28 protein-coding genes, 1 tRNA gene and 1 pseudogene are annotated in these 24,301 nt (G+C 31.7%); 12 read left to right on the top strand and 18 right to left on the bottom strand.

The window, feature by feature from the left end:
* Positions 1-23: 23 nt before the first annotated feature.
* Positions 24-317, bottom strand: coding sequence for a hypothetical protein (locus NMSP_RS04690; RefSeq protein ID WP_086907681.1), 294 nt, complete (start codon positions 315-317; stop codon positions 24-26).
* 133 nt (positions 318-450) lie between these two features.
* On the opposite strand from NMSP_RS04690, the gene NMSP_RS04685 reads away from it, so the two are divergent.
* Both NMSP_RS04685 and acs read left to right on the top strand, forming a co-directional pair.
* Positions 451-1,329, top strand: a complete 879-nt coding sequence (locus NMSP_RS04685) for a CdvA-like protein (protein ID WP_086907680.1) — start codon at positions 451-453, stop codon at positions 1,327-1,329.
* A gap of 55 nt (positions 1,330-1,384) precedes the next feature.
* Entirely contained in the window at positions 1,385-3,280 is a 1,896-nt protein-coding gene (gene acs / locus NMSP_RS04680; protein WP_086907679.1) for an acetate--CoA ligase, read from the top strand.
* 4 nt (positions 3,281-3,284) lie between these two features.
* On the opposite strand, the gene NMSP_RS04675 is transcribed toward acs, so the two are convergent.
* Positions 3,285-3,812 (bottom strand): PAS domain-containing protein, encoded by a 528-nt coding sequence (locus NMSP_RS04675; RefSeq protein ID WP_086907678.1) that lies wholly within the window; start codon positions 3,810-3,812, stop codon positions 3,285-3,287.
* Between the two features lie 40 nt (positions 3,813-3,852).
* Positions 3,853-4,875: a flap endonuclease-1 gene (fen, locus tag NMSP_RS04670; protein ID WP_086907677.1), complete on the bottom strand. Its 1,023-nt coding sequence runs from the start codon at positions 4,873-4,875 to the stop codon at positions 3,853-3,855.
* 70 nt (positions 4,876-4,945) lie between these two features.
* Here fen and NMSP_RS04665 point away from each other — a divergent pair, with 70 nt between their 5' ends.
* Positions 4,946-5,215 carry a hypothetical protein gene (locus tag NMSP_RS04665; protein WP_086907676.1) on the top strand — a complete coding sequence of 90 codons (270 nt, stop codon included), beginning with the start codon at positions 4,946-4,948 and terminating at the stop codon, positions 5,213-5,215.
* Between the two features lie 43 nt (positions 5,216-5,258).
* A tRNA-Ser gene (locus NMSP_RS04660) sits at positions 5,259-5,340 on the top strand.
* Positions 5,341-5,383: 43 nt separating this feature from the next.
* Here the strand turns inward: NMSP_RS04660 and NMSP_RS04655 are convergent.
* Entirely contained in the window at positions 5,384-6,541 is a 1,158-nt protein-coding gene (locus NMSP_RS04655) for an Nre family DNA repair protein (protein ID WP_086907675.1), read from the bottom strand.
* Between the two features lie 99 nt (positions 6,542-6,640).
* Between NMSP_RS04655 and NMSP_RS04650 the strand changes: the two genes are divergently transcribed.
* The 4 genes from NMSP_RS04650 to NMSP_RS04635 all read left to right on the top strand — a co-directional run bounded on the left by NMSP_RS04650 (position 6,641) and on the right by NMSP_RS04635 (position 9,475).
* The gene (locus tag NMSP_RS04650) at positions 6,641-7,564 is read left to right on the top strand and encodes a cobalamin-binding protein (RefSeq protein WP_086907674.1); all 924 of its coding nucleotides are present in this window, start codon (positions 6,641-6,643) and stop codon (positions 7,562-7,564) included.
* 36 nt (positions 7,565-7,600) lie between these two features.
* Positions 7,601-7,801 (top strand): hypothetical protein, encoded by a 201-nt coding sequence (locus NMSP_RS04645; RefSeq protein ID WP_086907673.1) that lies wholly within the window; start codon positions 7,601-7,603, stop codon positions 7,799-7,801.
* 88 nt (positions 7,802-7,889) lie between these two features.
* Positions 7,890-8,651, top strand: coding sequence for a DUF432 domain-containing protein (locus tag NMSP_RS04640; RefSeq protein ID WP_225971241.1), 762 nt, complete (start codon positions 7,890-7,892; stop codon positions 8,649-8,651).
* Positions 8,651-9,475, top strand: coding sequence for a mechanosensitive ion channel family protein (locus NMSP_RS04635; RefSeq protein WP_086907671.1), 825 nt, complete (start codon positions 8,651-8,653; stop codon positions 9,473-9,475). The genes NMSP_RS04640 and NMSP_RS04635 overlap by 1 nt, the downstream gene beginning before the upstream one ends.
* Here NMSP_RS04635 and NMSP_RS04630 read toward each other — a convergent pair.
* The 7 genes from NMSP_RS04630 to NMSP_RS04600 form a co-directional block, all read right to left on the bottom strand.
* Entirely contained in the window at positions 9,472-9,750 is a 279-nt protein-coding gene (locus NMSP_RS04630; RefSeq protein ID WP_086907670.1) for a hypothetical protein, read from the bottom strand. The genes NMSP_RS04635 and NMSP_RS04630 overlap by 4 nt on opposite strands.
* A 140-nt stretch (positions 9,751-9,890) precedes the next feature.
* Positions 9,891-10,448 carry a CBS domain-containing protein gene (locus NMSP_RS04625; RefSeq protein WP_086907669.1) on the bottom strand — a complete coding sequence of 186 codons (558 nt, stop codon included), beginning with the start codon at positions 10,446-10,448 and terminating at the stop codon, positions 9,891-9,893.
* Positions 10,449-10,485: 37 nt separating this feature from the next.
* Positions 10,486-13,164 carry a pyruvate, phosphate dikinase gene (gene ppdK, locus NMSP_RS04620; RefSeq protein WP_086907668.1) on the bottom strand — a complete coding sequence of 893 codons (2,679 nt, stop codon included), beginning with the start codon at positions 13,162-13,164 and terminating at the stop codon, positions 10,486-10,488.
* A gap of 27 nt (positions 13,165-13,191) precedes the next feature.
* Positions 13,192-13,848, bottom strand: a complete 657-nt coding sequence (gene tpiA / locus NMSP_RS04615) for a triose-phosphate isomerase (protein WP_086907667.1) — start codon at positions 13,846-13,848, stop codon at positions 13,192-13,194.
* Between the two features lie 42 nt (positions 13,849-13,890).
* On the bottom strand, positions 13,891-14,175 hold the full coding sequence (locus tag NMSP_RS04610; protein WP_086907666.1) for a SemiSWEET family sugar transporter: 285 nt from the start codon (positions 14,173-14,175) through the stop codon (positions 13,891-13,893).
* A gap of 6 nt (positions 14,176-14,181) precedes the next feature.
* Positions 14,182-16,737, bottom strand: a complete 2,556-nt coding sequence (locus NMSP_RS04605; RefSeq protein WP_086907665.1) for a DNA-directed DNA polymerase I — start codon at positions 16,735-16,737, stop codon at positions 14,182-14,184.
* 4 nt (positions 16,738-16,741) lie between these two features.
* A complete protein-coding gene (locus NMSP_RS04600) occupies positions 16,742-17,260 on the bottom strand; it encodes a deoxycytidylate deaminase (RefSeq protein ID WP_086908385.1) in 519 nt (172 codons plus the stop codon).
* A gap of 546 nt (positions 17,261-17,806) precedes the next feature.
* Here NMSP_RS04600 and NMSP_RS08610 point away from each other — a divergent pair.
* Positions 17,807-18,085: pseudogene (locus NMSP_RS08610) on the top strand (peptidase); the annotation flags it as partial.
* A 1-nt stretch (position 18,086) separates the two neighbouring features.
* Here the strand turns inward: NMSP_RS08610 and NMSP_RS04590 are convergent.
* Positions 18,087-18,302 (bottom strand): hypothetical protein, encoded by a 216-nt coding sequence (locus tag NMSP_RS04590; RefSeq protein ID WP_086907663.1) that lies wholly within the window; start codon positions 18,300-18,302, stop codon positions 18,087-18,089.
* Positions 18,303-18,438: 136 nt separating this feature from the next.
* On the opposite strand from NMSP_RS04590, the gene NMSP_RS04585 reads away from it, so the two are divergent.
* Positions 18,439-19,782 carry a hypothetical protein gene (locus tag NMSP_RS04585; RefSeq protein WP_086907662.1) on the top strand — a complete coding sequence of 448 codons (1,344 nt, stop codon included), beginning with the start codon at positions 18,439-18,441 and terminating at the stop codon, positions 19,780-19,782.
* A gap of 158 nt (positions 19,783-19,940) precedes the next feature.
* Positions 19,941-20,093 carry a hypothetical protein gene (locus tag NMSP_RS08470; RefSeq protein WP_192866136.1) on the top strand — a complete coding sequence of 51 codons (153 nt, stop codon included), beginning with the start codon at positions 19,941-19,943 and terminating at the stop codon, positions 20,091-20,093.
* Positions 20,094-20,331: 238 nt separating this feature from the next.
* On the opposite strand, the gene NMSP_RS04580 is transcribed toward NMSP_RS08470, so the two are convergent.
* Positions 20,332-20,634, bottom strand: coding sequence for a hypothetical protein (locus NMSP_RS04580; RefSeq protein WP_086907661.1), 303 nt, complete (start codon positions 20,632-20,634; stop codon positions 20,332-20,334).
* A 474-nt stretch (positions 20,635-21,108) separates the two neighbouring features.
* Here NMSP_RS04580 and NMSP_RS04575 point away from each other — a divergent pair, with 474 nt between their 5' ends.
* Complete coding sequence (locus NMSP_RS04575) at positions 21,109-22,614, top strand: DEAD/DEAH box helicase (RefSeq protein WP_086907660.1); 1,506 nt, start codon at positions 21,109-21,111, stop codon at positions 22,612-22,614.
* Here the strand turns inward: NMSP_RS04575 and NMSP_RS04570 are convergent.
* The 5 genes from NMSP_RS04570 to NMSP_RS04555 form a co-directional block, all read right to left on the bottom strand.
* Positions 22,611-22,883, bottom strand: coding sequence for a hypothetical protein (locus tag NMSP_RS04570; RefSeq protein WP_086907659.1), 273 nt, complete (start codon positions 22,881-22,883; stop codon positions 22,611-22,613). The two genes, NMSP_RS04575 and NMSP_RS04570, sit on opposite strands and share 4 nt — an antisense overlap.
* A 14-nt stretch (positions 22,884-22,897) precedes the next feature.
* Complete coding sequence (locus NMSP_RS04565) at positions 22,898-23,173, bottom strand: peptidylprolyl isomerase (RefSeq protein WP_067956974.1); 276 nt, start codon at positions 23,171-23,173, stop codon at positions 22,898-22,900.
* Between the two features lie 61 nt (positions 23,174-23,234).
* The gene (locus tag NMSP_RS04560) at positions 23,235-23,549 is read right to left on the bottom strand and encodes a hypothetical protein (protein ID WP_086907658.1); all 315 of its coding nucleotides are present in this window, start codon (positions 23,547-23,549) and stop codon (positions 23,235-23,237) included.
* Positions 23,550-23,610: 61 nt separating this feature from the next.
* A complete protein-coding gene (locus tag NMSP_RS08465; protein ID WP_192866135.1) occupies positions 23,611-23,748 on the bottom strand; it encodes a hypothetical protein in 138 nt (45 codons plus the stop codon).
* Entirely contained in the window at positions 23,741-24,172 is a 432-nt protein-coding gene (locus NMSP_RS04555; protein WP_086907657.1) for a hypothetical protein, read from the bottom strand. The genes NMSP_RS08465 and NMSP_RS04555 overlap by 8 nt, the downstream gene beginning before the upstream one ends.
* Positions 24,173-24,301: the final 129 nt, after the last annotated feature.

Here is a 24,301-nt window from a genome sequence, read left to right as displayed (position 1 = left end):
AATTATTTCACAATTATAATACTCTATTTCTTTTTTCCAATCTGAATTAGATCGGGAGTCTTGTCTTTATTTTTATCATTTCCTTTACTTTGCCATCTTAACAGTACTTCTTTGAATCCCGATGCATCAGCTTCATTTTCTGTATACATTATTGTGGTAACCCAAAAACCTCCTTTTGCTGTTTTTCCACCAATTGAATTCATCCAAAAATCATTAGGTAATCCTTCCATTGCTTTATTGTCAGGTTCTTTTACTGCTGCATCCCATCTGCTTGCTACAAAGCTTAGAATTTGATTAAGTTCTTCTCTTTGAATCATATTTTTACTAAAAAAACTCTAAATTTTAAAATTGCTCTTGAGCCCATTATTGAGATTTTGTGAATTTAATCTTACCAAAACTAAAAACATTTCTTACACTTTGTCGGTTATACAAATCTCATTAGTCATTACCATGACAAACGACGATATCGAAATAATCGGTAAAAACGTCAAAGACATGTACGGAACATTCATGGGTAAAGTCGTAGGAACAATCACTGAAATTGACGGTAGTATTCAATCCGTTGGTATTGACTGTGGTTCTCAAGGATTACAACAAATCCAATTTGAGCAACTTGTAGTTCAAGGTGAGAGTGTAATTTTCATACCAAAATGGAGATTAGATTCCCAAAGACTAATTCGTGAAAAACAACTTACTTTACGTCGTCTAAAAGCATTGATGGATATTGTTTCAGAAAATGATGACATGAAAGCAGATGCAGAAATCATTCATGAAAAATACAAGTTCAAACTTGCAACATTAGATGAAATGGAAAGTGAAATCAAATCTAAACTTGAGGAAAGATTGATTGAGTTGGATACACAAATGAAATCTGCAAAGATGTTATCATTTGATGCAAAAGTACAATTCAAAAGCAATGAAATCTCTGAGGCAACATTTGAAACTGTGAAATCATGCACAACTGAGGTAATTGAGCATGTAACACATGAACAATCTGAAATTTCAAATGTAAAGAGCAGAATTGCTGATCTTGAATTGGAAGTGCAAGAGATAACTTCACCTGCAGAAGCAAATATTCAAGAATCTGCCGTTACATATCTGGAGACTCCTGAACCACAACAAGTGATTCAAACAATACTTCCAGAAGCACCAACAGAACCAATCGTAACACCTTCTGAACCAATTGAAGCTCAAGTATCCCCTATACCAGAGCCAGCAACTGAATCTGAAGTGACATTTGCATTTCCAGAACCACCACAACAGGTGACATCAGAAACATCACATGACGACAACGATAATGATTGGCTTGCTAGAATGGAAGCACAATAATTTTTTTAATTTATTTTTTTAACATTTAAAAAAATCTAATTTCATACACTTTTTGTTGTCTGAAAAATATGAAATTGGATTAGGTAACAATGATGTAGATATACGTAAAAATGCCCAATCTGATTTTATCTCTTTTTGGGATAAACAGGCTCATAATCTGACTTGGTTTAGCCCTTGGGAGCGTACTCTGGATTGGAATTCTCCCTTTGCTAAATGGTTTGTAGGCGGTAAAATCAACGCTTCATACAATACTTTAGACATACATCAAAAAACAAAATCAAACAAACCTGCAATTTTGTGGGAGGGTGAAAATGGTGATTCTAAAATCTATACTTATGGTGATTTATTCAAAGAAGTTCAAAAATTTGCAAATGTGTTAAAATCTCTTGGGGTTGAAAAAGGAGATCGTGTAACAATTTATCTTCCAATGGTTCCTGAATTACCTATTGCAATGCTTGCATGTGCAAGAATTGGTGCCATACACACTGTAATATTTTCAGGATTCAGTGCTGCTTCAATTAAAGATAGAATTGACGATTCAAAGTCTAAAATTGTAATTACTGCTGATGGTGGTTTTAGACGAGGAAAAATTGTTAAATTAAAAGAAGTAATTGATGATGCAATTAAGGATTTTGAATTTGTAAAAAATGTAATTGTGTTGGAGAGAGCAAAAAATGAAATTACTATTTCTTCTAAAGACAAACTTTGGACTGACTTGATGCAATGCGTTTCTGATTCATGTGATGCTGAAAAGTTAGATAGTGAACATCCTCTTTACATTTTGTATACTTCGGGTACTACTGGAAAACCAAAAGGAGTTTTACATGAAACTGGTGGGTATCTTACTCATTTGCATTCTACATTTCAATGGGCATTTGACATAAAAGATTCTGATGTATTTTTTTGCACTGCTGATATTGGATGGGTGACTGGCCATAGCTACGTAGTTTATGCTCCATTACTTCATGGTGCCACACAAGTGATGTATGAAGGTGCACCTGATTTTCCTGACATGTCTAGAATGTGGCAGATTTTACAAAAATACAAAGTTTCTATTTTTTACACTACTCCAACAGCACTTCGAATGTTCATGAAATTTGGGGATCAAATTCCTAACTCCTTTGATTTGTCTTCTCTGCGTTTACTTGGAACTGTTGGTGAGCCAATTAATCCTGAAGTGTGGAAATGGTACTACAAGGTAATCGGAAAAGAAAAATGTCCTATTATTGATACATGGTGGCAAACAGAAACTGGTGGTATGATGATTTCCTCGTTACCTGGACTGGAGACAATTCCTTTGAAGCCTGGTTCTGGAACTTTGCCTATTCCAGGTGTAGAAATTTCAGTAGTAGATGAATTTGGAACTGAAGTTCCTCCTAACACCAAAGGATATCTGATTATTCAAAATCCTTGGCCAGGAATGCTTCAAACGTTATGGGGTGATGATGAGAAATACAAGACAGTTTACTGGTCCAAATATTCTGATTGTTACTATGCAGGTGATTATGCAGTAAAAGATGAAGATGGATATTTTTGGATCTTGGGACGTGCTGATGATGTTTTAAAGATTGCAGGTCATAGAATTGGAACTGCAGAATTGGAAAGTTGCATTGTTTCAAATGATGATGTAGCTGAATCTGCTGTATGTGGAATTCCTGATGAAATTAAAGGCGATGTAATCATTGCATTTGTTGTTTTAAAAGAAGGAATTCTTACTGATAGAACTATTTTAGAAAAAGCACTTTTTAATAAAATTAGAAATGATATTGGTGCAATTGCCACCCCTAAAGAAATCTATTTTGTCCCAAAATTACCAAAAACTCGCAGTGGAAAAATTATGCGACGATTGTTAAAATCTATTGGTAGTGGTAATACTATTGGAGATACTAGTACTTTGGATGATGTTTCTGCAGTTACCGAAATTCAAAAAATTGTTGAAAACAAATCTTAAAAAATTATTTTAATTGCAATAAATTTATTTTTAATAACATTTCAAACATTTGTTTTAATCCTTCATATTCTGATTTTGACTCTTTATCTAATTGTTCATACTCCTTTTCTTTAATTTGCTTTAATTTTTTACTTGATTCCTCAAAAAATTGTTGATATTTTGCAATATTTTCTTCTGACATTTTTGTTAAATCAAAAATCACTGTGTTGCTTCCAATCAAATTTTTATTTTCATCATAAAGACTAGTTGCCTGCAATAATCCTGAAAATGTACTTTTGTCCTGTCTGATAAATGTAATTTTTCTATCTGTAACTTTTCCTGTTTCAAACCAAATCTTTAATGATTCATTCATTGATTCCCATGATTCTTTTGGTACATGCTCAAAAATCGGTTTACCTAAAATCTCTGATTTTGCATATCCCAAATTTGCTGCATATGTTGAATTACAGTCTAATATCATGCCTATGGAGTTAATACGTCTCCACATTATTGGAGCATCCTTTAGGGTTTTTCTTGCTTCTGTTTGAGGCATTTTTTAAAATTGAATTAACTAGTTATTAAATCAAAATATCTTAAAACCACTGATCTAAATTCTGGCTCTTTTTTTCTAGGGCTTTTTTTAATCTGTTTAAAGTTGATTGAATTCTATCTTCAGAAAAACTTCTTTCTTTAACTAGATAATTTACAATCCCTTCATAGTCTACTTCGTTGAATGTAATTTCCTCAACTTTTGCGACTTCTGGATTTAGGAAAATTTTTCTTATTTGCTCAAACTCAATTTCATTTAACTGCTCTTGAATTTGAGGTATGTCTTCAAGTCTCTTATGTTGTTTAATTAACTTCAATGCTGTTTTTGGACCAATTCTTTCAAACCCATTCGGATTGAAATCTGTCCCAATTAAAATCCCAACATCAATTAATTCTTCTCTGCTCATTTGAATTGATTCAAGTGTTTTTTGGGTTTCGATAATTTCTGGAACAACATCAATGTAGGTATTCCTGTTTGGAATTTTTCTTCTTCCACTACTTGTAAAATTTCTTACTAACTTTTTTGCCCCACATAAGATTGAATCATAATCTTGACTTGCTGAAGCATAAGCTTGTCCTGTATTAGTAAGATGTGCTGCAGTAGCTTCTCCTTCCGATGGTGCTTCGATGTATGGAATTCCAAAATGCGTTAAAAATTCTTTTGATTCTTTTACCATCCCATCTTTCATGCTAGTAGTTTGCTGTGCAAATTTTCTTGCATCCTCTAAATTTCCTTCTGAAATTGCCTTTTCATATTTTACCGTTGCATCTTTTTTGATTTGTTTTCTGCGTTCAATTTCTGCTGTTTTGAGTGATGGTGGTTTTCCATCAAAAACATAGACTGGTTTGATTCCTAATGATAAAAAATTTACATTTCTGTATAATAATCCGCTCAGATGACTAGTAATTCTTCCTTCTGAATCTGTTAATTGTAATCCATCTGGGCCTCTGATGCTAGCTAAGAATTGATAGATTGCATTGTATGCATCAATTGCTATTATTTTATTTGAAAATGCGTCTAGTGTTGTTTTTTCTCGAATAACTAAATCCTTTAGGTTTAATCCCATACTTCATTCTGGCTCATTTGTAGTATTTTGTCTTTATCCTTTAATATCGATCAACTAATTGTTACTTGTTATGGAAATTTCTGATATTCCGTTAGAACTAAGTGATAAAATTTTTCAAATAAAATTTAATCATGATCAATCTATTGAGAAAATCACTTCATATTTTCCATTAACTGAACAGGAACGTTTAATGATTAATTCCATATCTGACCAAGATACTTTTTCTAATTTTAATTCTATATTTTCTGACACAGTTGCAGATGAAGAATGGGATAAAACTAAGGACCAAATCAAAAAACGATTTCAAAATGAACTTTTTGATATAGATGATAACAGTTAGTCTAATCCATTTCTTTTATTATGAAGATTATCCTAGATTTATTGCCGGGGTAGCCAAGTGGTAAGGCGGCTGTCTCGAAAACAGCTACGTGAAAGCGTGCAGGGGTTCGAATCCCTTTCCCGGCGTTCAATTAGATATTCATATTTTTTGAAAGAATTTTGACTAATTTTAAAAATAATCTAAAAGTGTTTTTTGTCTTATCAAGTCTGTGATTTTTCCATTTTTAATCCATTCATTTTTACTGATACTTGTTTTTGTTGATGCAATTTCTAATGCTTGATTAAAATTTGTAGCATGCTCTGGTCTATGTTTCATTGCTTCTCTAATTCCTTCTCGAACTTGCCATACTCCTACAGGAATAGCATATTCTGGTCTAATTTCTCTAAAGATTAAAACTCCTGCTTGAATTTTATTTTTTAAAAGATACTCTGAAACCGCTAATTTTGCAGCAAAATAGGCTCCAGCAATATGTGGTGGGTGATTTATTCCACGAGCATCCTCATAATCTGACCCAAATCCTATTACTCCGTTTGAATACCACGCCTCAACCATTTCAAAAATCCATCGATGTGGAAACAAAATTACTGAAAAAATATTGCCTAGGTGTTCGTATAGAAAAACCATTGATGTGTCTATGATGTTATTTTCTAAGACTTCATCCACTATGGATTTTGATATGATGTCATCTGTTGCAGTAATACTCCACTTTGTTGGAACTAGTTTTCTTTTTTTACCTAACATTCCAATACTGAAACATTTTTGAATTTTAGAAATTTCAATTCCTGAATTATACAATTTTAAAACTGCATCTTCTGCTTTCATATCTTTATCGTAAAATATTTTTTCAATTGGTTTAGTTGATGTACTCCCTGAAAAGTTTGCAGATTTTATTTCACCTATTGGACCAAATGGTGCACTTTCACCATCCAATGAAATGTTTGATGAAATTTTTTTGTTAAATGTTAGATCAAGATCTGTTGGCTTGGATGACATTGTGACTTCTTGAAGATTTTCAATGTATCTTCCTTCTGTTTGATCAATTGGAATTTTTTGAATTCCTCTTACTAAGTTTAAACGAAAATTAATAATTTCCTCTAATGATTTACCCTTCCATTTTTCCGGACTATCCAATAATTCTGTATTTCCATGAATTGGTGGTACCATTGGACCCACAAACACTTTGGGATAATTATGTGAACCAACAAAAACTGATGGTGGACTGGTACCACTAACTGAATCTGATGAGAGTAAATTCCCATACTTTGATAATGTTTCATGCCATTTAGATAAAATTGATCGTCGAATATCTTGAGAGTTTGATGACATAGATATTTGTGCCTAAAATGTGCCTATTAACTTGACTAATTCCTAAATTTTTACTATTTTTTAAAACATGTTTAAATTTTGAATGAGTTATCTCAATACATGGAAATAAAAAGAATTGTTTCTTTTTTGCCCAGTGCTACAGAATTACTCTATGAATTTGGAGTGGATGATAAATTGTTTGGAGTAACTCATGAATGTAAATATCCTGAAGATGCAAAATTAAAGCCTCAAGTAATTTCTTCTGTAATAAATTCTGATGATTTGACTAGTGATGAAATCAATACTGTTACGTGTACCTTATTAAATGAAGGAAAAAATATTTTTGAATTAAATGAAAAAAATCTAATTGATGCAAATCCTGATTTAATAATTTCACAAGAAACTTGTGAAGTTTGTGCAGCATATACAAACCAAGTTAAATCTGCGGTAGATATTCTGCCAAGAAAACCTGAATTGTACTCGATGGACCCTCATAATTTAAAAGAAATAATTCAATCAGTAATTAAATTAGGACAAATTTTAAACAAAGAAAAAAAATCAATTGAGATAGTAAATTCATTAGAGCAAAGAATTCAATTTATCCAAAATTCTGAAAAAACAATAATCCCTAAAGTATTGGCAATTGAATGGATTGAACCTTTTTTTACTGCTGGTCACTGGATTCCTCAGATGATTGAATTTGCTGGTGGGGTTAATTTAATTAGTAACTCAGGTGATCATTCCAGACGAATGGATATGGATGAGGTGATGCTTTCTGATCCTGATATAATTATTTTAATGCCATGTGGATTTGATACTGATAGAACAGTCTCTGAATATGGCTCTATTTTGCACAATAATTCTGCCTGGAATTCACTAAAAGCTGTAAAAAATAACCAAATTTATGCTGTAGATGCAAATTCTTTTTTTAGTAAACCTAGTATTCGAACCATTGATGGATTAGAAATTCTGGCTAAGATTATCCAGCCTGATAAATTTGAAAATTTGATTGTTCCTGTTAATTCCTTTGCAAAAATTTCTTAAGAATTACTTTATCTATGATTAAATTCTATATTTTGTATGGTTAGAGCCAAATTAACTGAAAAACAAAAAGAAAAAGCAAAAAAAGAACAAAAAACAAGAGCAGAACAATCTCGAGCTGCTCGAAGAAGTGGAAAAAGTATGAAAACTGAAGGTAAAGTTACAAAATCCACTTCAAAAACAAAAGAATCTAGATCTTCAAAGAAAATTGCTACGATAAAAAAGAGAACTAGAAGTTAATTTCACTCATTTTTTGTCTATGATTTCTAATGTTATTGACAATGAAAGTTGTTAATCTATCAATTCTATCCTCCTAATCTATTAAAAAATGAAAATAATGAGTGATAATCCTGAAGTGTCTTTCTCAAGTTTTGGTAAATATGATTTAGAGGATGAACTTGAATTAATTCTTCCAAATACATTGATCAAATTTAATAGAATTAGTGAAAATGCTTTTTCTTACTATCGAAAAAATTCTGAAGGAAAAGTTGTTGAAAAAATTATCCCTGTCAAATCACAAGATGTAAAAATTGAATTGGCTCCAATTCGACCCCTTAATTATCCTGCAAGAAGAACTAATCATGTCTTATTGCAATTTGATAAGGAAATTTATCTTAGTGAGAATTCTGCAGCAAGTGTATTTGTTAACTGTCCTATAGAAATAGGCATTTTTTTAATTCAAAATTCTAAACATGATTCTCTTGATTGGGTAACCTGTGATCCATTAAATTCTAGATTTGGTCTCTATGGCTCTCCTGATACTGGAACTTTATGTAAATATGCAAAAGTATCCCTGGCTACTGATTATGATGATTCAAATCCTTATCTTGAAGGTGTATTGCAAATTGTAGTTGAAAATACTTTGTCTTTTGGACATACAATAAGTAAAGTTGTATTCCCAATTACTGATAACACTCTCTATTATCAAAACTCTAAGACAATACTTGATGGACTTAAAATTACAATGAAAAAACGCGCTGCTGTAAATATTGCTGATGTACAAACTACTTCTCTTAATACTGATTGGATTGCATCTCCTACGTGGGAGGATAAAACATCAAGTACACACATGGAGATGGGGTTGGAATAATGATTTTAGAATTTCTTCAGAGTTTATCTGAAATGCAAATTGTTGGAGAGTTAACTGTTCTTTCTTTGTTAATAGGTGGTGTTATAATGGCCGGTGGTGTGATAATTGCCAAAATTGCTAAATTATTATTTCATAAATATTATGCTCCTTCATTACCAAAAGATACTGCACAAAATATTAGCAAGTTAATTTATTTTGGAATTTTAATTATTTCCTTTTTAGGATTTACATCTAGTCAAGGAATTGATTTATCTGGAATAATGGTAGCTGGAGGAATTTTTGCTGTAGTTATTGGTTTTGCCACCCAATCTGTTGTTTCCAATTTAATCTCTGGTTTATTCTTAATTGTTGAAAAACCTGCAAAACATGGTGATACAATTGAATTACCTGACATGGGTATTTCGGGAACTCTACTTGACATTGGAACATTTTCTAGTAAAGTTAGAAGATTTGATGGAACTGTAACAAGAATTCCAAATGAGAAATTTTTTACATCCAACATTCGTTCATTAACTCTCTCAACTGTAAGAAGAGCAGATGCGAGTGTTGGGATTTCGTATGAATCTGATATAGATCATGCTCTTTTGGTAATGAAAAATGAAATTTTACAAACTATGCCATTTGTACTTCAAGTCCCTGAACCTGAATTCCGTACCGAAGAATTAGGCGATTCCAGTGTAAATATCCATGTATATGTTTGGCATCCGCGTGATGATTGGAGTAATGCTCAACCTATTCTTTTGAATACTCTAAAACGTGCACTTGATAAATCTGGAATTGAGATTCCTTTCCCTCAAAGAGTAATTTGGAGTGGAAAAGATTAGTTCATTTTTGATTGTTTTTTATCTGCTCGTCTTTTTTTAATCAAACTATACATGATCATTCCGACATTGATAATTGAAATTATTTCAATTAAATCTACACCATAAAGAAACCAATCAATAATTGGATGTACTCTTGAAATAATTCCTGCTTCCAGCATGATATCTGCATTCCACACCATATGTGGTACTTGAATGAATTGTATTATTGCAATAATTACAATACTTCCAAGTATTTTATTTTCATACCAATTCCAAAATTTATTCCATACGTTCATGTGGTATGTTGTCATTTAATTCTATTAAATGCTGTTAAAATTAGACGCAACTAATTAGACGCAACTAATTAGACGCAACTAATTAGACGCAACTAATTTTTTATTGTATTTTTTATTTTTTTAAAAACTATTTTTATTTTTTATTCCATCATCTTTAATGTGTCTGAAGCTGTTATGATTCCTACAATTTTAGATTTTTTTGAAATTAAAATACATTTTGAATATCTAATTAATGGAACAAGTACATTTGCTGGTGTATCCCAATCAACAATTGGTGGAATTGAATCCATTGTATCTGCAAGTTTTGCTTTTTTTAATTCTGCTTCTCCTAAATCTGCTAAATGCTTTACAATTCCGTCTTCTGATATGACTCCAACTATTTTTGAATTATCAAAAACTGGAATTTGACTAATTGATAATTCATGCATTTTTTTAATTGCGTCATGCAACGTGTTTGATGGTTTTAATTTTATAATATTCTCGCTACAAAAGTCTCCTGCTGTATGTGATGATGACTCCCCTTCTAATTTTGAAAGATTTTCAAATATCTTTTTTGCAGTATCATAACTTGGTTGACTTCTGCCTGACTCAATTTGATTGATCATAGAAGTACTGACTCCTGTCAAGTTGGCAAGTTTTTTTTGGGTAATGCCAATTTTTTGTCTAATTTGTTTTATGGATTCAATTCTTGGAAGCAATTCAATTTTAGTGAGTTTTATTTAGTTTTAAATTATCTTATTTTTTCTTCTTTTTTGCTTTTTTTGGTTGTTCTATTGCTGCTTGTGCTGCTGCAACAATTGCAATTGGAATTCTATGTGGTGATGCGCTGACATAACTTAATCCTTCTCCGTGACAGAATTTGATGGAACTTGGGTCTCCTCCATGTTCTCCACATATGCCTACTTCCATGTTTTTCCTAATAGATCTACCTGCATTAATCCCAATTTTGATTAAACTACCTACACCGTTGACATCTATTGATTGGAATGGATTTCTTTCTAGTAATTCTTTTTCCATATATTCTGGTAAGAATTTACCCTCTACGTCTTCTCTACTAAAACTGAATGTTCCTTGGGTTAAATCATTTGTTCCAAAACTGAAAAATTCTGCTGTATTTGCTAGTTCATTTGCTGTTAATGCTGCTCTTACAACTTCAATCATGGTTCCAAAGTTAATTTTTAATTTCATCTTATGTTTTGATTCTGTTTCTTTTTTGATTCTGTCATAGATTGCCTTAATGTGATTTAATTCTGCTATACTGCTTATTTGTGGAATCATAATTTGCGGATGTGCCTTAACTTTCTTTTTAGTTAGTTCTACTAATGCATCAAATACTGATTTAATTTGCATTTCATAAATTTCTGGATATGTTACACCGACTCTTACTCCTCTATGACCCATCATTGGATTTACTTCTGCAAGTTCTCTTGCTCTTTTAAGAACCACTTTTGCTTCTGAAATTTCATTTGTTTTTCCATCTGCTTCTAATTTTTGTATTTTTTCTACTAATTCTTCTGGATTTGGTAAGAATTCGTGTAGTGGTGGATCTAATAGTCTGATAGTTACTTCGTAGCCTTCCATAGCCTTTAAAATTTCAATAAAGTCACTTTTTTGTAATTTACCTAATTTTTCTAAAATTTTATTTCTTTCTTCAATATTTTCAGCCATTATCATTTCTACAAATAAATTGATTCTATCACTTCCGTTGAACATTCTTTCTGTTCGACATAATCCGATACCCTGACCTCCAAACTTTCTTGCAAGTTTTGCCATGTCTGGAGTATCTGCATTTGCTCTAATTCCTAATGTCTTAGTTTTTTGTGCCCAAGTTAGTATTTGCTCAAAGTCTTTTGTTACTTTAGGCTCTACTGTTGGAATTTCTCCAATAAAGACAGTACCTTCACTTCCGTCAATGGTAATTGTTTCGCCTTCTTTGATTGTCATTCCATTTGCAGTTCCTATATTGTTATCATAATCGATTTTTAATTCTGGACATCCTACTATGCATGGTTTTCCCATTCCTCTTGAAACGATTGCAGCATGAGATGATTTTCCTCCGAGACTTGTCAAAATTCCCTCTGAGGAGAAGAATGCTGGAACATCTTCTGGTTTTGTTTCTTTTCTAACTAAAATGACTTTTTTACCTGAATCTCCTAATTCTATTGCTTTTTTAACATCAAAAACAACTATTCCACTTGCAGCCCCTGGTGATGCAGCAATTCCTTTTGCTAGTTGTTTGTACTCTTTAATTTTTGATTCATCCATTGTTCTATGTAACAATGCTTCTAATTGTTGTGCTGGAATTCTGGTGAGTGCTTTGTCTTTGTTGATTAATTTCTCTTTCACCATGTCTACTGATGTTTTTACTAATGCTGCTGCACTCATCTTTGCAGTTCTTGTTTGCAATAAGTAAAATTTTCCTTGTTCAATTGTAAATTCAATATCTTGTGGTTCTCTGAAATGTTTTTCTAATTTTGCACATGCGTTGGATAATTCCTTATGTGATTTTGGCATATCTTTTTTTAGTAATTCTATGCTTTTTCCAGTTCTTACACCTGCTACCACGTCTTCTCCTTGTGCATTGATGAGGTATTCTCCTTCTATCTCTTTTTTACCGTTATGTCCATTTCTTGTAAATACTACACCTGTGGCACTATCGTCACCCATATTACCAAAAACCATAGTTACAACATTGACTGCTGTACCATTTGCAATATCTTTTGTAATGTTATTTTTTTCACGATAAACTATTGCTCTTTCGCCCATCCAACTCTTGAAAACTGCTTCAATTGATAATACTAATTGTTCATCTGGTGTATCTGGAAATTTTCTTTTAGTATGTTCTTCACAGATTTTTTTATATTCTGTAACAATTTTTTTCAATGATTCAACATTTAATTTACTATCATCTGTAACCCCTTGTTTTTCTTTTGCAGAATCTAAAACATGATCAAACTTTTCATCATTAACTCCAAAAACTACTTTTCCAAATAATTGAATAAATCTTCTGTAGGAATCCCATGAAAATCTAGGATTTTTAGTTTGTTCTGCAAATCCTTCAACTGTTTTTTCATTTAATCCTAAATTCAAAATTGTATCCATCATTCCTGGCATTGAAATTGCTGCCCCTGAACGAACTGAAACAAGTAATGGATTTTTAGTTGAATTCCATTTTTTACCTGTCTTTTTTTCCATTTTTGCAATATTTTTCATAACTGCTGGCATCACGTCTTTTGGAAGTTTTCTGTTATTGTCATAATACTTGTTACATACCTCGGTTGTAATGGTAAATCCTGGTGGAACTGGTAATTTTAGGCGTGTCATTTCACTTAATCCTGCACCTTTTCCACCTAGAAGCATTCTTTTTTTACTATCTGCTTCTTCAAATGCATAAACTGGTTTATTCTTTGCCATGCAAAAATTTGTAATTTTTTTGGCTTTTTAAACTAATGCCTTGGCAAAATCTGAAATAATTTTTTCCCAACTTTTTGCTTTAATTATGCCACTTGCAACTAAGATCCCTTTTGATCCTAATTCTGATGCTTTTTTGACATCTTGTCCTGAAACTATTCCTGCACCGCAAAGTAACTTGGTATTGTTTTTTGCACTTTTTACTGCAATTGCAGCTTTTAAAATCAATTCTGGTTTTTCCGTTGATACAGCTTTTCCTGAACCAATTAACTCAGGAGGTTCTATTGCAATGTAGTTTGGATTTAATTTTGCATATTTTCTTGCTTCTGCAACATCTTTTACACAAACAACAGATATCATTTTTAATTCTTTTAATTTTTCAACTAGTTTTTTTATTTCCTTACTTGAAATTCTATGTTCGCTGTGATTAATTAGTGAACCTTTAACTTTAGATTTTTTTAATAATTCTGGAATCACAAAACCTGTAGTACTACCAATTTTGGAATCATCAATATGTTGAGCTAAAATTGGTATTGAACTATTTGAAACAACTCCTACTAGATGCTGTGGAGGACAAATTGCAATTTTGATTTTAAATTTTTTTGAAATTTTTTCAGCTGTCTTTACAAATTTGATTATTTTGTCTCCTGAAATCTCTTCATAGTTTTTACAATTGATGATGAACATATTCTTTAGAATTTTACATATTGTATTTAATTCTTCATTGAATCATTTGACTTGAATTTTTTTGTCATATTTTCTTTTCATTGTTAAAACAATCAACATTAACACAATTGCTGCAATATTTGTGCCTATGATGAATACATCTATGACTATGATTCCATAAATTAACCACAAAATTGCTCCTGCAGAAATAAAAATCATCAAAAAACTTGAAACATCTTTCAAACTTTTAGATTTGTAGCCTTTGTAAATCTGGTCAACCCATCCCGTTAGAATCAAAACTCCTGCAGCAACACCTAGTATTGTTAATAAAATTGGATCAACTTCCATCATAATTTAACTCCAAAAGAATTCGTCTAATCCCGTTTGTTTTGGTTTTCCTAAAATTGTATCGAAATCTAAATCCATAGACGATGTAATTTGTTCTAATGTTGATTCTAAAAACTCCATGTATTTTTTAGAATCAATCTCCTCTTTTTTTGCTAATTCTACTGGTTTAACACCTGGCTTGTTTAATATTTTGATAAATGAAATTTTATCTCCTTTTTTTAATTCTCTGATTGACTCTAATTGTTTTGCTGCTCTGATATGCTGTGGTATTGTTTTTACATATTCTGATGGTGCTTTACTTAACATTACATTAAATGTTAAATCTTCTAAAGGTATTTCTTTTGCTTCAACTTTTTTACCACACTCTGCTATTTTTTCTGAAATCTGTTTTTTAGCTTTTACAAAATCCTCCATTGTTTTTACTTCTGATAATACATCTAACAAATCAAAAAATAATTTTTTTATGAATCCTGGGGTGTGTGATTTTTTACCTGTTAAACCTTTAACATCTACTTTTCCTGAATCTGTTACTCCCAAGTAATTTTTCTTTCTGTTACTTAGTACGCAATATCTGTATGTCTTATCGATTTCTAAATCTACGCCATGATCCGTTTTAGCTTGTTCTATGAGTTTTTGAATTTGCTCTTCTGTTGGATTTTTAATAAACAATGAATCGGTATCCCCGTACAAAACCTCAATTCCAGTTCCTTCGCATTTTTTGATTGTCTCTAAAATTGTATACCTGCCAACAGCTGTTGTTGCTTCAGCTGCGGGTAGAAAATACAGTGGAAATATCTCTGCACCCATTACCCCATAACTTGCATTCAATATCACTTTGAGTGCTTGACTAACTACTGTGTATTGTTGTCTTTGCTCATCTGTTAAAGTCTCTTTTTTTGATAGACTTTTGTAATAATTTACTCTCAAATCTCTCAATGAACCAATAATAATTGCTGTAAGGCCGTTGTTTTTGGAACATGTCCAATGATTCGTTTGTGGTATGGAATTTTTTTTACATTCTTCGTGTGGGCATCTAACTGTTTCATAAGATAGATTTCTTACTTTGATAATGCTTGGATACAGACTTGCAAAATCCATTACAACCACTTTAAAATGAATTCCTTCTTTTGGTTCCACGACTAATCCTCCTCGATATTTTTTATCTTTGATTACTGCGTCAGACATCACTCCTTCAGTTCTTTTTTGTAATTCTTCTCTTTTTGGAATTAGTGCGTTTCTTTTTCTGTGTTCATAATACAGTAAACTTCTAATCCATTGTGAAACTCCCATCCTTGCAATGTCATCAATTGGCATTCTTCCAATCCTTGCAATGATGACAAGTAAGTTCATCAACAAATCTCCGTTGAAACTTGTTAACTCGTAAGTTAGTTGTGCATCATTGTAACAATAGTTTGCAGTTTGATAAAGAGATAATTTGTCAAAGTCTAATCCATAATCAATTTTTTCTTTTCCTAGTAGTGCCTTTGACACACTATTTAGTGAAAAATCTGTATATGATTGACTAAATGCATAGATTTGAAATGAACGATTTGATAATGTTCTATACAAGTCAATATGTACTCCGTGTTTTAGGGTTGCAGAATCTCTCATCATGTATAATGGATTGTTTTCATTTGGAATCCCTAGTCGTTCTGCTCTGTTATACAAATACGGTAAATCAAATTCATCCCCATTGTATGTGACTACAAATGGGAATTCTTCAATTATTTTGAATGCATCGGCAATCATGTCTTTTTCTTTATCTAAGTCATAAAATGTCACTTTGATATTTTCATCTAGTTCATTGTTTCCTTGCTCTGTTCCCTCTGTTTTGAGCACAAAAATCTGATCAAAACCATCACTTCCTTTGAGTCCAATAGCTGTAACTTTTTTTTCTGCAAGTTTTGGGTCTGGAAATCTCCCTGGATCAAACTCCACTTCAATGTCTACACTAAGTCTTTTTATTTTTGGAATTGGTTGATTTAGTAAATCTGCCCATTCTGAAATAAATTCTTTAAACTCTTCAGCATCTATCATGCTTTCACTGTCGACTTTATCCCACAACAAACTTTTTAGTGCAAGCTTTACTTCGTCTGAAATTTCCATATTGTGTGGTTTTAGTAATCCATTTGTAATCTCATAATATTTTCCAACAACTAATTGTCTGTCGTATAGGTATGTTTCATAATACTTGATGTCTGATTCCCATGTTTCAATTTGATTTCTAATACTTTCTCCATAATTTCCTCCAATGGAAAGCGGATTATCTACTACAATCTTTGATACCTCGATTTCTTCATCGTGAATGTAGTCGTGTTTTTTTACTGTTTTAATTTCTAAAACATCTTCTCTTTCTTGTAAAAAATCTAATTCTTCAGGAGTTAATTTTGAATAACAATATGGTTTGTGGCCAATTTCATCTTTCCATAAAAATAATTTTTGTTGTGTTGGTTCATAAAATTTTAAAATTGCTGATTTACTTGGTCCATCATATGTTGCAGAAACCAACATTGCTGGCAACATCGTTTCAATTTTTTCAACTTGTTCTACTTTGACTTGCATTTAATCACTCATATTTACTTGCTAATTCTTTTGCCCACTTGCCAATTTTTTCTTTATCTAGATGGACCACTTCAACTCCTGCTTCATTTAACAAATTATAATCTGTTTCAGGATATTTGTCTAAACAAACAAATTTTTTGATTCCAATTGTTATTGCCATTTTGGTACATTCTAGGCATGGAACAAATGTTGTGTACAAAATGGCTCCTTTTACTCCTGCCTCAATTCCCAAAATTGCACAATGCATAATTGCATTTGCTTCTGCATGATTGCATAAACATCGATCAAGTGATGCTCCTGCTTCAATTTTCCCTTCCATTCTGAGTTGACATCTTGTACAACCTCCTTCAAAACAATTTTTCACTCCTGGTGGTGTCCCGTTATACCCTGTTGCTAATTGTCTGTGATCTCTTACAATCACTGCCCCCACATTTCTTGTAATACAATTGGAGCGTAATTTTGCTAATTCTGCTTGTAACATAAAATATTCATCCCAATTTGGTCTATCAAAAGAATCATTCATACCAATTGTCTCTAATTGTTCCATATATGGATCTCGTTGGCAATAATTGAATTAGCGATCAATATTTTCTAAAATCTCTTTATTCCTCACCTTTAAATTCAAATTAACATATGCAATATTGAAATGAAATTTAATTATGTTTTACTTATTGCGGTAGTTTCAATTTTTACTATTTCTGCATTAGGCCAATCTGTTTATGGATATGGCGGTCCTCCTGAAAATAATAGTGCAAATAATTATACTGTTGAAATTATTACTAATCAGGAATCTTACTCGCTTGGAGAATCTGTTGTTTTTACAGGTTCTGTAAACAAATATGATCAGGATCGTTCTTTGAGAATCACTATTTTTGATTCTAGTAAAAATTTAATCAGTACTAAAAAGACACCTGTAGACACATATGGTAAATTCTCACACTCTGTTGAATTAAATGAGAAATTTTCTGATGGTAAATTTATTGTAAAGGCTCAATATGGTAATTCTAAATCAACTGTAAACACTTCATCATTTTTAATTGTCTCTGGAAATTCTTCCACAATGGAATCTAGTAATGAAATTCCTGTTTGGATTAAAAACAATGCAGGATGGTGGGCAGATGGTTCCATAGATGACTCTTCATTTGTTCAAGGAATTCAATTCTTAGTTCAAGAAGGATTTATGAAAATTCCTATTACACAACAAGGTGATTCTGCTGGAAGTAATGAAATTCCTGTTTGGATTAAAAACAATGCAGGATGGTGGGCAGATGGTTCCATAGATGACTCTTCATTTGTTCAAGGAATTCAATTCTTAGTTCAAGAAGGATTTATGAAAATTACAAATTAGTTTAGAATCTTCTACTTTTTTTTGCTAATTTTTTTCTAATTCGCATTGCAATTCCAAATGAAATAACCATTCCTGTTATCGATAAAATTGTCAATGTACTTGTATTAGATTCTGTTGGTGTCTCTGAAAACATTGGAATAAATATTGAAAATGTAAACATTGCTCCGCTAAGATAGCTGATATTTTTTAAAATTGGTAATTTACATGGAATTGGCATTTGTATTTTTTATGTAATGTTTTACTCTATAAATTCATAATTGTAACCTCATAGAATACCTCTTTATCATACATGTCTATTCTTACTATCAAAAATATTCCTTGTGTATAATAGCAAATCAAATTAAAATTTTTTAATGACATGGAAAACTTCGTTACTGATTTTATCTGCAATCGTAATGGTTGCTTTCATACCTCTATCTGCATATGCTGCAGTTGATGATGGTAATTTGAGAAAAATTACCTCTGATGGGCAATATGATATTGGAATGTCTTGGCAACCCGCAGGTCCACTTAAACCTGGAATTGATTATTTGTTCAATTTTGAGATTCGTGAAGGTATGAGCCAGAAAAATATTGATGACGCATCATTTAATTTTGATATCATTAAAGATGGAACAATTATTGATACTACATCATCTTCATCTGGAACTCTGACAAAAACTATTTCCTTTGAAAAACCTGGACTTGTAAATCTCTTGTTAACTGATGTTAATTCAACACCTCGACAAGTTGATTTCACTTTCCCTGTGGGAAATGAGAAATCCTCTAAAAATGGAATGTCCTTTGCAATGAAAAATTACAATGCTGAACCAAAAATTTTCTTTTGTGGAAACTCTAAGGATCTGGCAACTTGTTTAGATAAAGAACTTAGTGGGGATGCTAAATGGTGGGGCAAAGTAACTATTATGATATATGCTCCTGGTTGGAACGTTGATTCTGAAAAGAGAGATAGAATTGGTGCCACTTCAGATTCTGCAATAACAATTACTGCACGCGGTGATGGTAACAAAAATGCAGAATTAGGTATTTGTAATGATTCTAATTCTGAAGGATTCATTGAAACCGCAGTAGATTCTGGTGTGTTTTATGGACGTTTAAAACTTAGTGCATCAGATCATGACATGAATAATGATGGTGTTGTAGACACAAAACTTGGTGGAACTAGTTGTAAGAATTCCCCATTTGATGAATATGCAAAAATTGAAACTGGTAGAGATGGTGCAGTCACTGTAAATTGGGAATACAATCCTGAAGATGACAAAACTGTAAGTAAAACATTTACCTACGGTTGGAGTGTAGCATCAATTAGTTTCTTAGAAGATGAATATCCATTAGATGACCGAAACAAAGTTCAATTCAAACTTAAAGAGAAAGATTTAGGTGATATGCCTAAAAATAAAATTGATTTGAACTATAGGGTTTGGTCTGACAGTGACTTGGCAGGAATTCTAGTTGAAGCAACACAAGATGGTAACTGGAAACAGAAAAAACCATACTTCTTCTACATACAAGACCATGAAGAATCAAATGGTGATAATTTGTATGCACAAGAAGGTGATACTCTCTATGTAGAGTATGTTGATACAACATTACCTGCAGTTGGCCCAAACGGTGAACAATGGTCAAAATCTGACACATTAGATATCATTGGTACTACATCTGTTACATCTGGATACCCATACGTAACACTACGTTAACCATAGATAACAGAAAATCTGTAACGCAAAAAACAAATGAAAAATTCTCCCGATTTTTCTACTCTGTAGAGTAGAGAATCTATTTTTATTAATTTCATAAATTAAAATTGCAACTTAAAGATCAATTAATTTATAGTTTAAAAATTTCTATATGATTTATGAAAACTGAAAAAGAAGTGGAAGAATTTAGAAAAGATATTGAACAAAGATTGATTGATGTTTCTAAATTGCCAGATCCTGATGCTGCCATGAAATATTATCAAGGTGCACTACGAACACTTGAATGGGTAGTAACTGGTCAAGATATTTGAGCCTATTTTTGAGTGATTCTTAAAACTGCTCCGATAATTAGGAAAATGATCATAAAGTATGATGTCATCACTGTCCATTGTGTGATTGTTTCAGACTCTAAATCATTAATCAGTAATATGGAAAACACCAGTGCCAAAATTCCTCCAATCACTAGCATTATGTTTCTAATGATGCTTTTTTTGTTTAGAAATACCACAATTTGTATCTAAAATTAAATTATTTATTCCAATGCATTTTCTAATTTACGCCACTGCGTCTTTTTTTCTCAGGTGTTTTTTCTGTGGTGACGTCTTTTTGAAAATTTTCTAACTTTGTTTTATTTTCTTCCATCTCCTCTTTTGTCCATTCTCTTACAAATTCATCTTTAATATTTACAAAATTTTTACATTTTTCACATAGCCATAATGCATCTCTTTGATCCGGAAATGCAATAGGAAATCTTCTTCCGTTACAATCTTTACATAATAATGGCATAATTTTCTGTATTTCTACTTCTATTTGTATCACAGTATCTGAATCTGATAATTTGACACAATTCAAAAACTTAATGAATTAAAGAATTTATGGTAAAATATGGTAAGTGTTTGGATTCTATGTATGTCATTAGTATTTTCTCAAAAGACTAATTCTACATATTGTAACACTTTTGGAGTAAATTAACATGTCATGGTCTAAACATTCTGGTTCTGTTTTTTCTGGAAAAAGCATGATAATCATTGTAATATGTGGAACAATAGCTGGTGGCATTTTGATGGTATTGCGATAAGAAATTCTTATTTTAGCTAGTGATTATGAGCATACCTGCACCTATTATGATTACGATAATTCCTACAATAAGTCCTCTAGAAATCATGAATTCTTTAAAATCAGTAATAATCTAAACTTATCTTGTTAGCCGTGTGATCCAAATTATATTTTTTGTGCCTAATTGAATGTGAATTATTTATTGATCCATTCATAATAATTATCACACAGTAAACATAAAATTCCTAAATTCTAATTTTTGTTTATACTTTGACTGAATATGTTGAAAAAGAATTCATCCAAAAAAATTCTGTTGAAAAACGAGATTATCAAATCAATCTTGCTAGTCAGGCAATCAATGAAAATTGTATTGTTGTCTTACCCACTGGTCTTGGAAAAACAACTGTTGCATTACATGTAATTTCAGAATATTTGGTAAAAAAATCTGGAACAATTTTATTTTTAGCTCCTACTAGGGTTTTAGTTAATCAGCATTTTGATTTCTTAAAAAAAAATCTAACTATTGATGATACCGTCTTAATTACAGGTGAGGATTCTGTTGAAAAACGTACAGATCTTTGGAACCATCGTATAATCTGTGCAACTCCTGAAGTTGCAAGAAATGATATGAATCATAATGTTGTTAAATCCACTCAATTCAATTTAGTAATTTTTGACGAAGTTCATAGAACTACTGGTGACTATGCTTATTCTAGTATTGCTGAGCATTTTGAAAATTCATCCACTCGGATTTTGGGAATGACTGCTACATTACCTAGTGAACAAGAAAAAGCTACTGAAATTTTGAAAAGATTACAAATATCTGTCGTTGCAGAACGAAATGAAACTAGTCCTGACGTGAAACCTTACATTCAGGAAACTAATACTGAATGGATAAACGTAGAACTTCCTATGGAGCTTAAATCCATTCAGAAATTATTAAAATCTGCATTAGACGAACGCTATGATTTACTCAAAAAAAATGGCCTGCCATTAAATGATCAACAATCTCTTTCTTCGCTGCTAAGACTGCGACCGTTTGTTTTATCTAAAAATCGAAAATCTGCTAAACCCTTGTTTTCTGGAATTCGAATTCACTATGCACTAAATATTCTTGAGGCTCATGGAATTACTCCATTTTTACAATTCTGTAAGCGTGCTCAGGCAAAAAAGGGTGTTGGGGTAAAGGACTTGTTTGAACTTGATCCTAATTTTACAAAAGCACTGTCTTTAGCTAAGGAGGCAAAATCTAACGGTATTGAACATTCTAAAATTCCTAAATTAAAAGAAATTTTAAATTCAGTTCCTGGAAAAGCATTGATCTTTACTAGTTATCGTGATTCTGTAGATATGATTCATACTGAACTTAACAAACTTGGAATTCCTGCAGGTATACTAATTGGAAAAGCAGGTGATACTGGATTAAAACAAAAAAAGCAAATTGAAGTTGTACAGAAATTTAGAGACGGTGAATTTCAGGTTTTAGTGGCAACTCGCGTTGGCGAAGAAGGATTGGATATTGCTGAAGTAAATCAAGTAATTTTTTATGACAATGTCCCAAGTTCAATTAGATTTATCCAAAGAAGGGGAAGAACTGGAAGAAAAGATACTGGAAAATTAGTTGTATTAATCGCTAAAGATACAATTGATGAAACTTACTATTGGATTGGTAAGAGAAAAATTTCTGCTGCAAGGTCTATGGGGTCTAAAATGACTAAAGTTTTAGAAAAAAATAAAGATCCTTCAGTCAAAACAGGACTGGATGCGTTTATCTAATTATTCATTTGTTTTGAAATTTTTGATATGATTTCTTGTTTTTTTTGTATTACTAAATTTTTCATGCCTGATTCTAGGTGATGTATGCTGCTACTCTTTGAAATTAGTAAATTTTCTAAGCGTATGTCAAATTGATTTTCTAGAAATTTTTTCATTTCTTCTCCACCATTAATTTCTAAATTATCTAATCCGTCTGACATCAAATTATTAATTGACTTTTCTAAATATTGTAAAATATCATTTAATGTTTGTTCGTTTAAAACTGTCATTACAATTGACTTTTTTAGCCTAGTCTTTTAATGATGTGGTATCCGAATTCTGTTTTTACTGGTTGGGATACTTCTCCGATGTTTAATGTGAATGCAACATCTTCAAATTCTTTTACCATCATTCCTTTTGTAAAGTATCCTAGGTCTCCTTCTTTTTTGCTACTGGGACATGTGGAAATTTCTTTGGCTGCGGCACCAAATTTTTTACCATTTTTGATTTCTTCTAAAATTTCTAGTGCTTGACTTTGTTTTTCAACTAGTATGTGTGAACATTTGACTTTATTTGACATAATTTTCAAATATTTTTTCAGTTCTTATTTGTTTTGATGATGTTATCAATAAAAAATAGAGTTAAGGGGTGACCTTCTCTAATTTCTCCTGGATTTTGTCATAATATCCATTTTGCTCTAGTGCTGGAACGTAGAATGTGGCAGATATTATGTCACCCACTTTGGCTTGGCAGTTTTCTACGACCACTGAATGTCCTAGTGCTGATTCTCCTATACATCCAATCTCAGTTGTTGCAATGACTTGAACATCCTCAGTTACAGATGTTGGCATAATGTTCCATGGTGTAATTGTAAGCACCAAGATTACTGCCGTAGCGATTGAAATTATTGCTAAAAATTTCAATACTGGTGGTTTTTGTTGTGTTGTCTGTTGCATTGTATTCAATCTTACTAGTAGTTCTTTTTATTTAAAATAGTGGTAATTATTAGTTATAGTGCTAATAATCTGAACCGTTCCAAAATTTTTTACAATTGTAACATTGTTTTTTCCAATTCACTAATCCTTTGACATCTTTTTTCATTTCTATTGTGCCAAAATTTTTTGAACCACATGTGGGACATCCGTCGTCATTCATAACTAATTCCTTTCATGCGCTTTGAATAGTCATAATGAAATATTTTTTTTGGTGTAATTTCAATTGCAATTTCATTTTTTGAATGACTTAATAGGAATTTTGATAATGTGGATTCTTTATCTCCTAGATATTTTTTAATTAAAATTTTCAAAATTTCTGGACCTTTAGATGGTATAATTTTAACAATTCCTTCACCTCGTGAGCCTTTGTATGGGGGTTGATCTGCTGCTATTTCAAATCCACATGTGGGTTTATTTTCCAAGTAATGAATAATTTTTGCAGTTTTTTGTGTTGCACAATAGATTTTTCCATTTATATCGATATACCATAATGAAATAATTGATGGAGCCCCATTGGGTTTGATGAATCCAATTCTAATTGGTATCTTTGTATCTGGGGCTAACTCTCTTTCTATGTATTGCATTTAATTTCCTCACTAAACAACAGACACTTTAATTTTTTTTTGTATATGAATAATTTTTGGAATTTTCTATAGTGCTAACAATCTTGATTTCATGCTTTTGTTAAAATACTAATTTTTTGAGAAAATGGT

This window comes from Candidatus Nitrosomarinus catalina (assembly GCF_002156965.1).
Taxonomy (GTDB): Archaea; Thermoproteota; Nitrososphaeria; order Nitrososphaerales; family Nitrosopumilaceae; genus Nitrosopumilus; species Nitrosopumilus catalinensis.
This window is presented reverse-complemented; position numbering and strand designations above follow the sequence as displayed.

What these genes read in the sequence shown, in the direction of transcription:
- NMSP_RS04690 (WP_086907681.1), bottom strand. Translation starts at nt 317, where the DNA reads ATGATTCAAAGAGAAGAACTTAATCAAATTCTAAGCTTTGTAGCAAGC.
- NMSP_RS04685 (WP_086907680.1), top strand. Translation starts at nt 451, where the DNA reads ATGACAAACGACGATATCGAAATAATCGGTAAAAACGTCAAAGACATG.
- NMSP_RS04675 (WP_086907678.1), bottom strand. Translation starts at nt 3,812, where the DNA reads ATGCCTCAAACAGAAGCAAGAAAAACCCTAAAGGATGCTCCAATAATG.
- fen (WP_086907677.1), bottom strand. Translation starts at nt 4,875, where the DNA reads ATGGGATTAAACCTAAAGGATTTAGTTATTCGAGAAAAAACAACACTA.
- NMSP_RS04665 (WP_086907676.1), top strand. Translation starts at nt 4,946, where the DNA reads ATGGAAATTTCTGATATTCCGTTAGAACTAAGTGATAAAATTTTTCAA.
- NMSP_RS04655 (WP_086907675.1), bottom strand. Translation starts at nt 6,541, where the DNA reads ATGTCATCAAACTCTCAAGATATTCGACGATCAATTTTATCTAAATGG.
- NMSP_RS04650 (WP_086907674.1), top strand. Translation starts at nt 6,641, where the DNA reads ATGGAAATAAAAAGAATTGTTTCTTTTTTGCCCAGTGCTACAGAATTA.
- NMSP_RS04645 (WP_086907673.1), top strand. Translation starts at nt 7,601, where the DNA reads ATGGTTAGAGCCAAATTAACTGAAAAACAAAAAGAAAAAGCAAAAAAA.
- NMSP_RS04640 (WP_225971241.1), top strand. Translation starts at nt 7,890, where the DNA reads ATGAAAATAATGAGTGATAATCCTGAAGTGTCTTTCTCAAGTTTTGGT.
- NMSP_RS04635 (WP_086907671.1), top strand. Translation starts at nt 8,651, where the DNA reads ATGATTTTAGAATTTCTTCAGAGTTTATCTGAAATGCAAATTGTTGGA.
- NMSP_RS04630 (WP_086907670.1), bottom strand. Translation starts at nt 9,750, where the DNA reads ATGAACGTATGGAATAAATTTTGGAATTGGTATGAAAATAAAATACTT.
- ppdK (WP_086907668.1), bottom strand. Translation starts at nt 13,164, where the DNA reads ATGGCAAAGAATAAACCAGTTTATGCATTTGAAGAAGCAGATAGTAAA.
- tpiA (WP_086907667.1), bottom strand. Translation starts at nt 13,848, where the DNA reads ATGTTCATCATCAATTGTAAAAACTATGAAGAGATTTCAGGAGACAAA.
- NMSP_RS04610 (WP_086907666.1), bottom strand. Translation starts at nt 14,175, where the DNA reads ATGGAAGTTGATCCAATTTTATTAACAATACTAGGTGTTGCTGCAGGA.
- NMSP_RS04605 (WP_086907665.1), bottom strand. Translation starts at nt 16,737, where the DNA reads ATGCAAGTCAAAGTAGAACAAGTTGAAAAAATTGAAACGATGTTGCCA.
- NMSP_RS04600 (WP_086908385.1), bottom strand. Translation starts at nt 17,260, where the DNA reads ATGAATGATTCTTTTGATAGACCAAATTGGGATGAATATTTTATGTTA.
- NMSP_RS04590 (WP_086907663.1), bottom strand. Translation starts at nt 18,302, where the DNA reads ATGCCAATTCCATGTAAATTACCAATTTTAAAAAATATCAGCTATCTT.
- NMSP_RS04585 (WP_086907662.1), top strand. Translation starts at nt 18,439, where the DNA reads ATGACATGGAAAACTTCGTTACTGATTTTATCTGCAATCGTAATGGTT.
- NMSP_RS08470 (WP_192866136.1), top strand. Translation starts at nt 19,941, where the DNA reads ATGAAAACTGAAAAAGAAGTGGAAGAATTTAGAAAAGATATTGAACAA.
- NMSP_RS04570 (WP_086907659.1), bottom strand. Translation starts at nt 22,883, where the DNA reads ATGACAGTTTTAAACGAACAAACATTAAATGATATTTTACAATATTTA.
- NMSP_RS04565 (WP_067956974.1), bottom strand. Translation starts at nt 23,173, where the DNA reads ATGTCAAATAAAGTCAAATGTTCACACATACTAGTTGAAAAACAAAGT.
- NMSP_RS04560 (WP_086907658.1), bottom strand. Translation starts at nt 23,549, where the DNA reads ATGCAACAGACAACACAACAAAAACCACCAGTATTGAAATTTTTAGCA.
- NMSP_RS08465 (WP_192866135.1), bottom strand. Translation starts at nt 23,748, where the DNA reads ATGAATGACGACGGATGTCCCACATGTGGTTCAAAAAATTTTGGCACA.
- NMSP_RS04555 (WP_086907657.1), bottom strand. Translation starts at nt 24,172, where the DNA reads ATGCAATACATAGAAAGAGAGTTAGCCCCAGATACAAAGATACCAATT.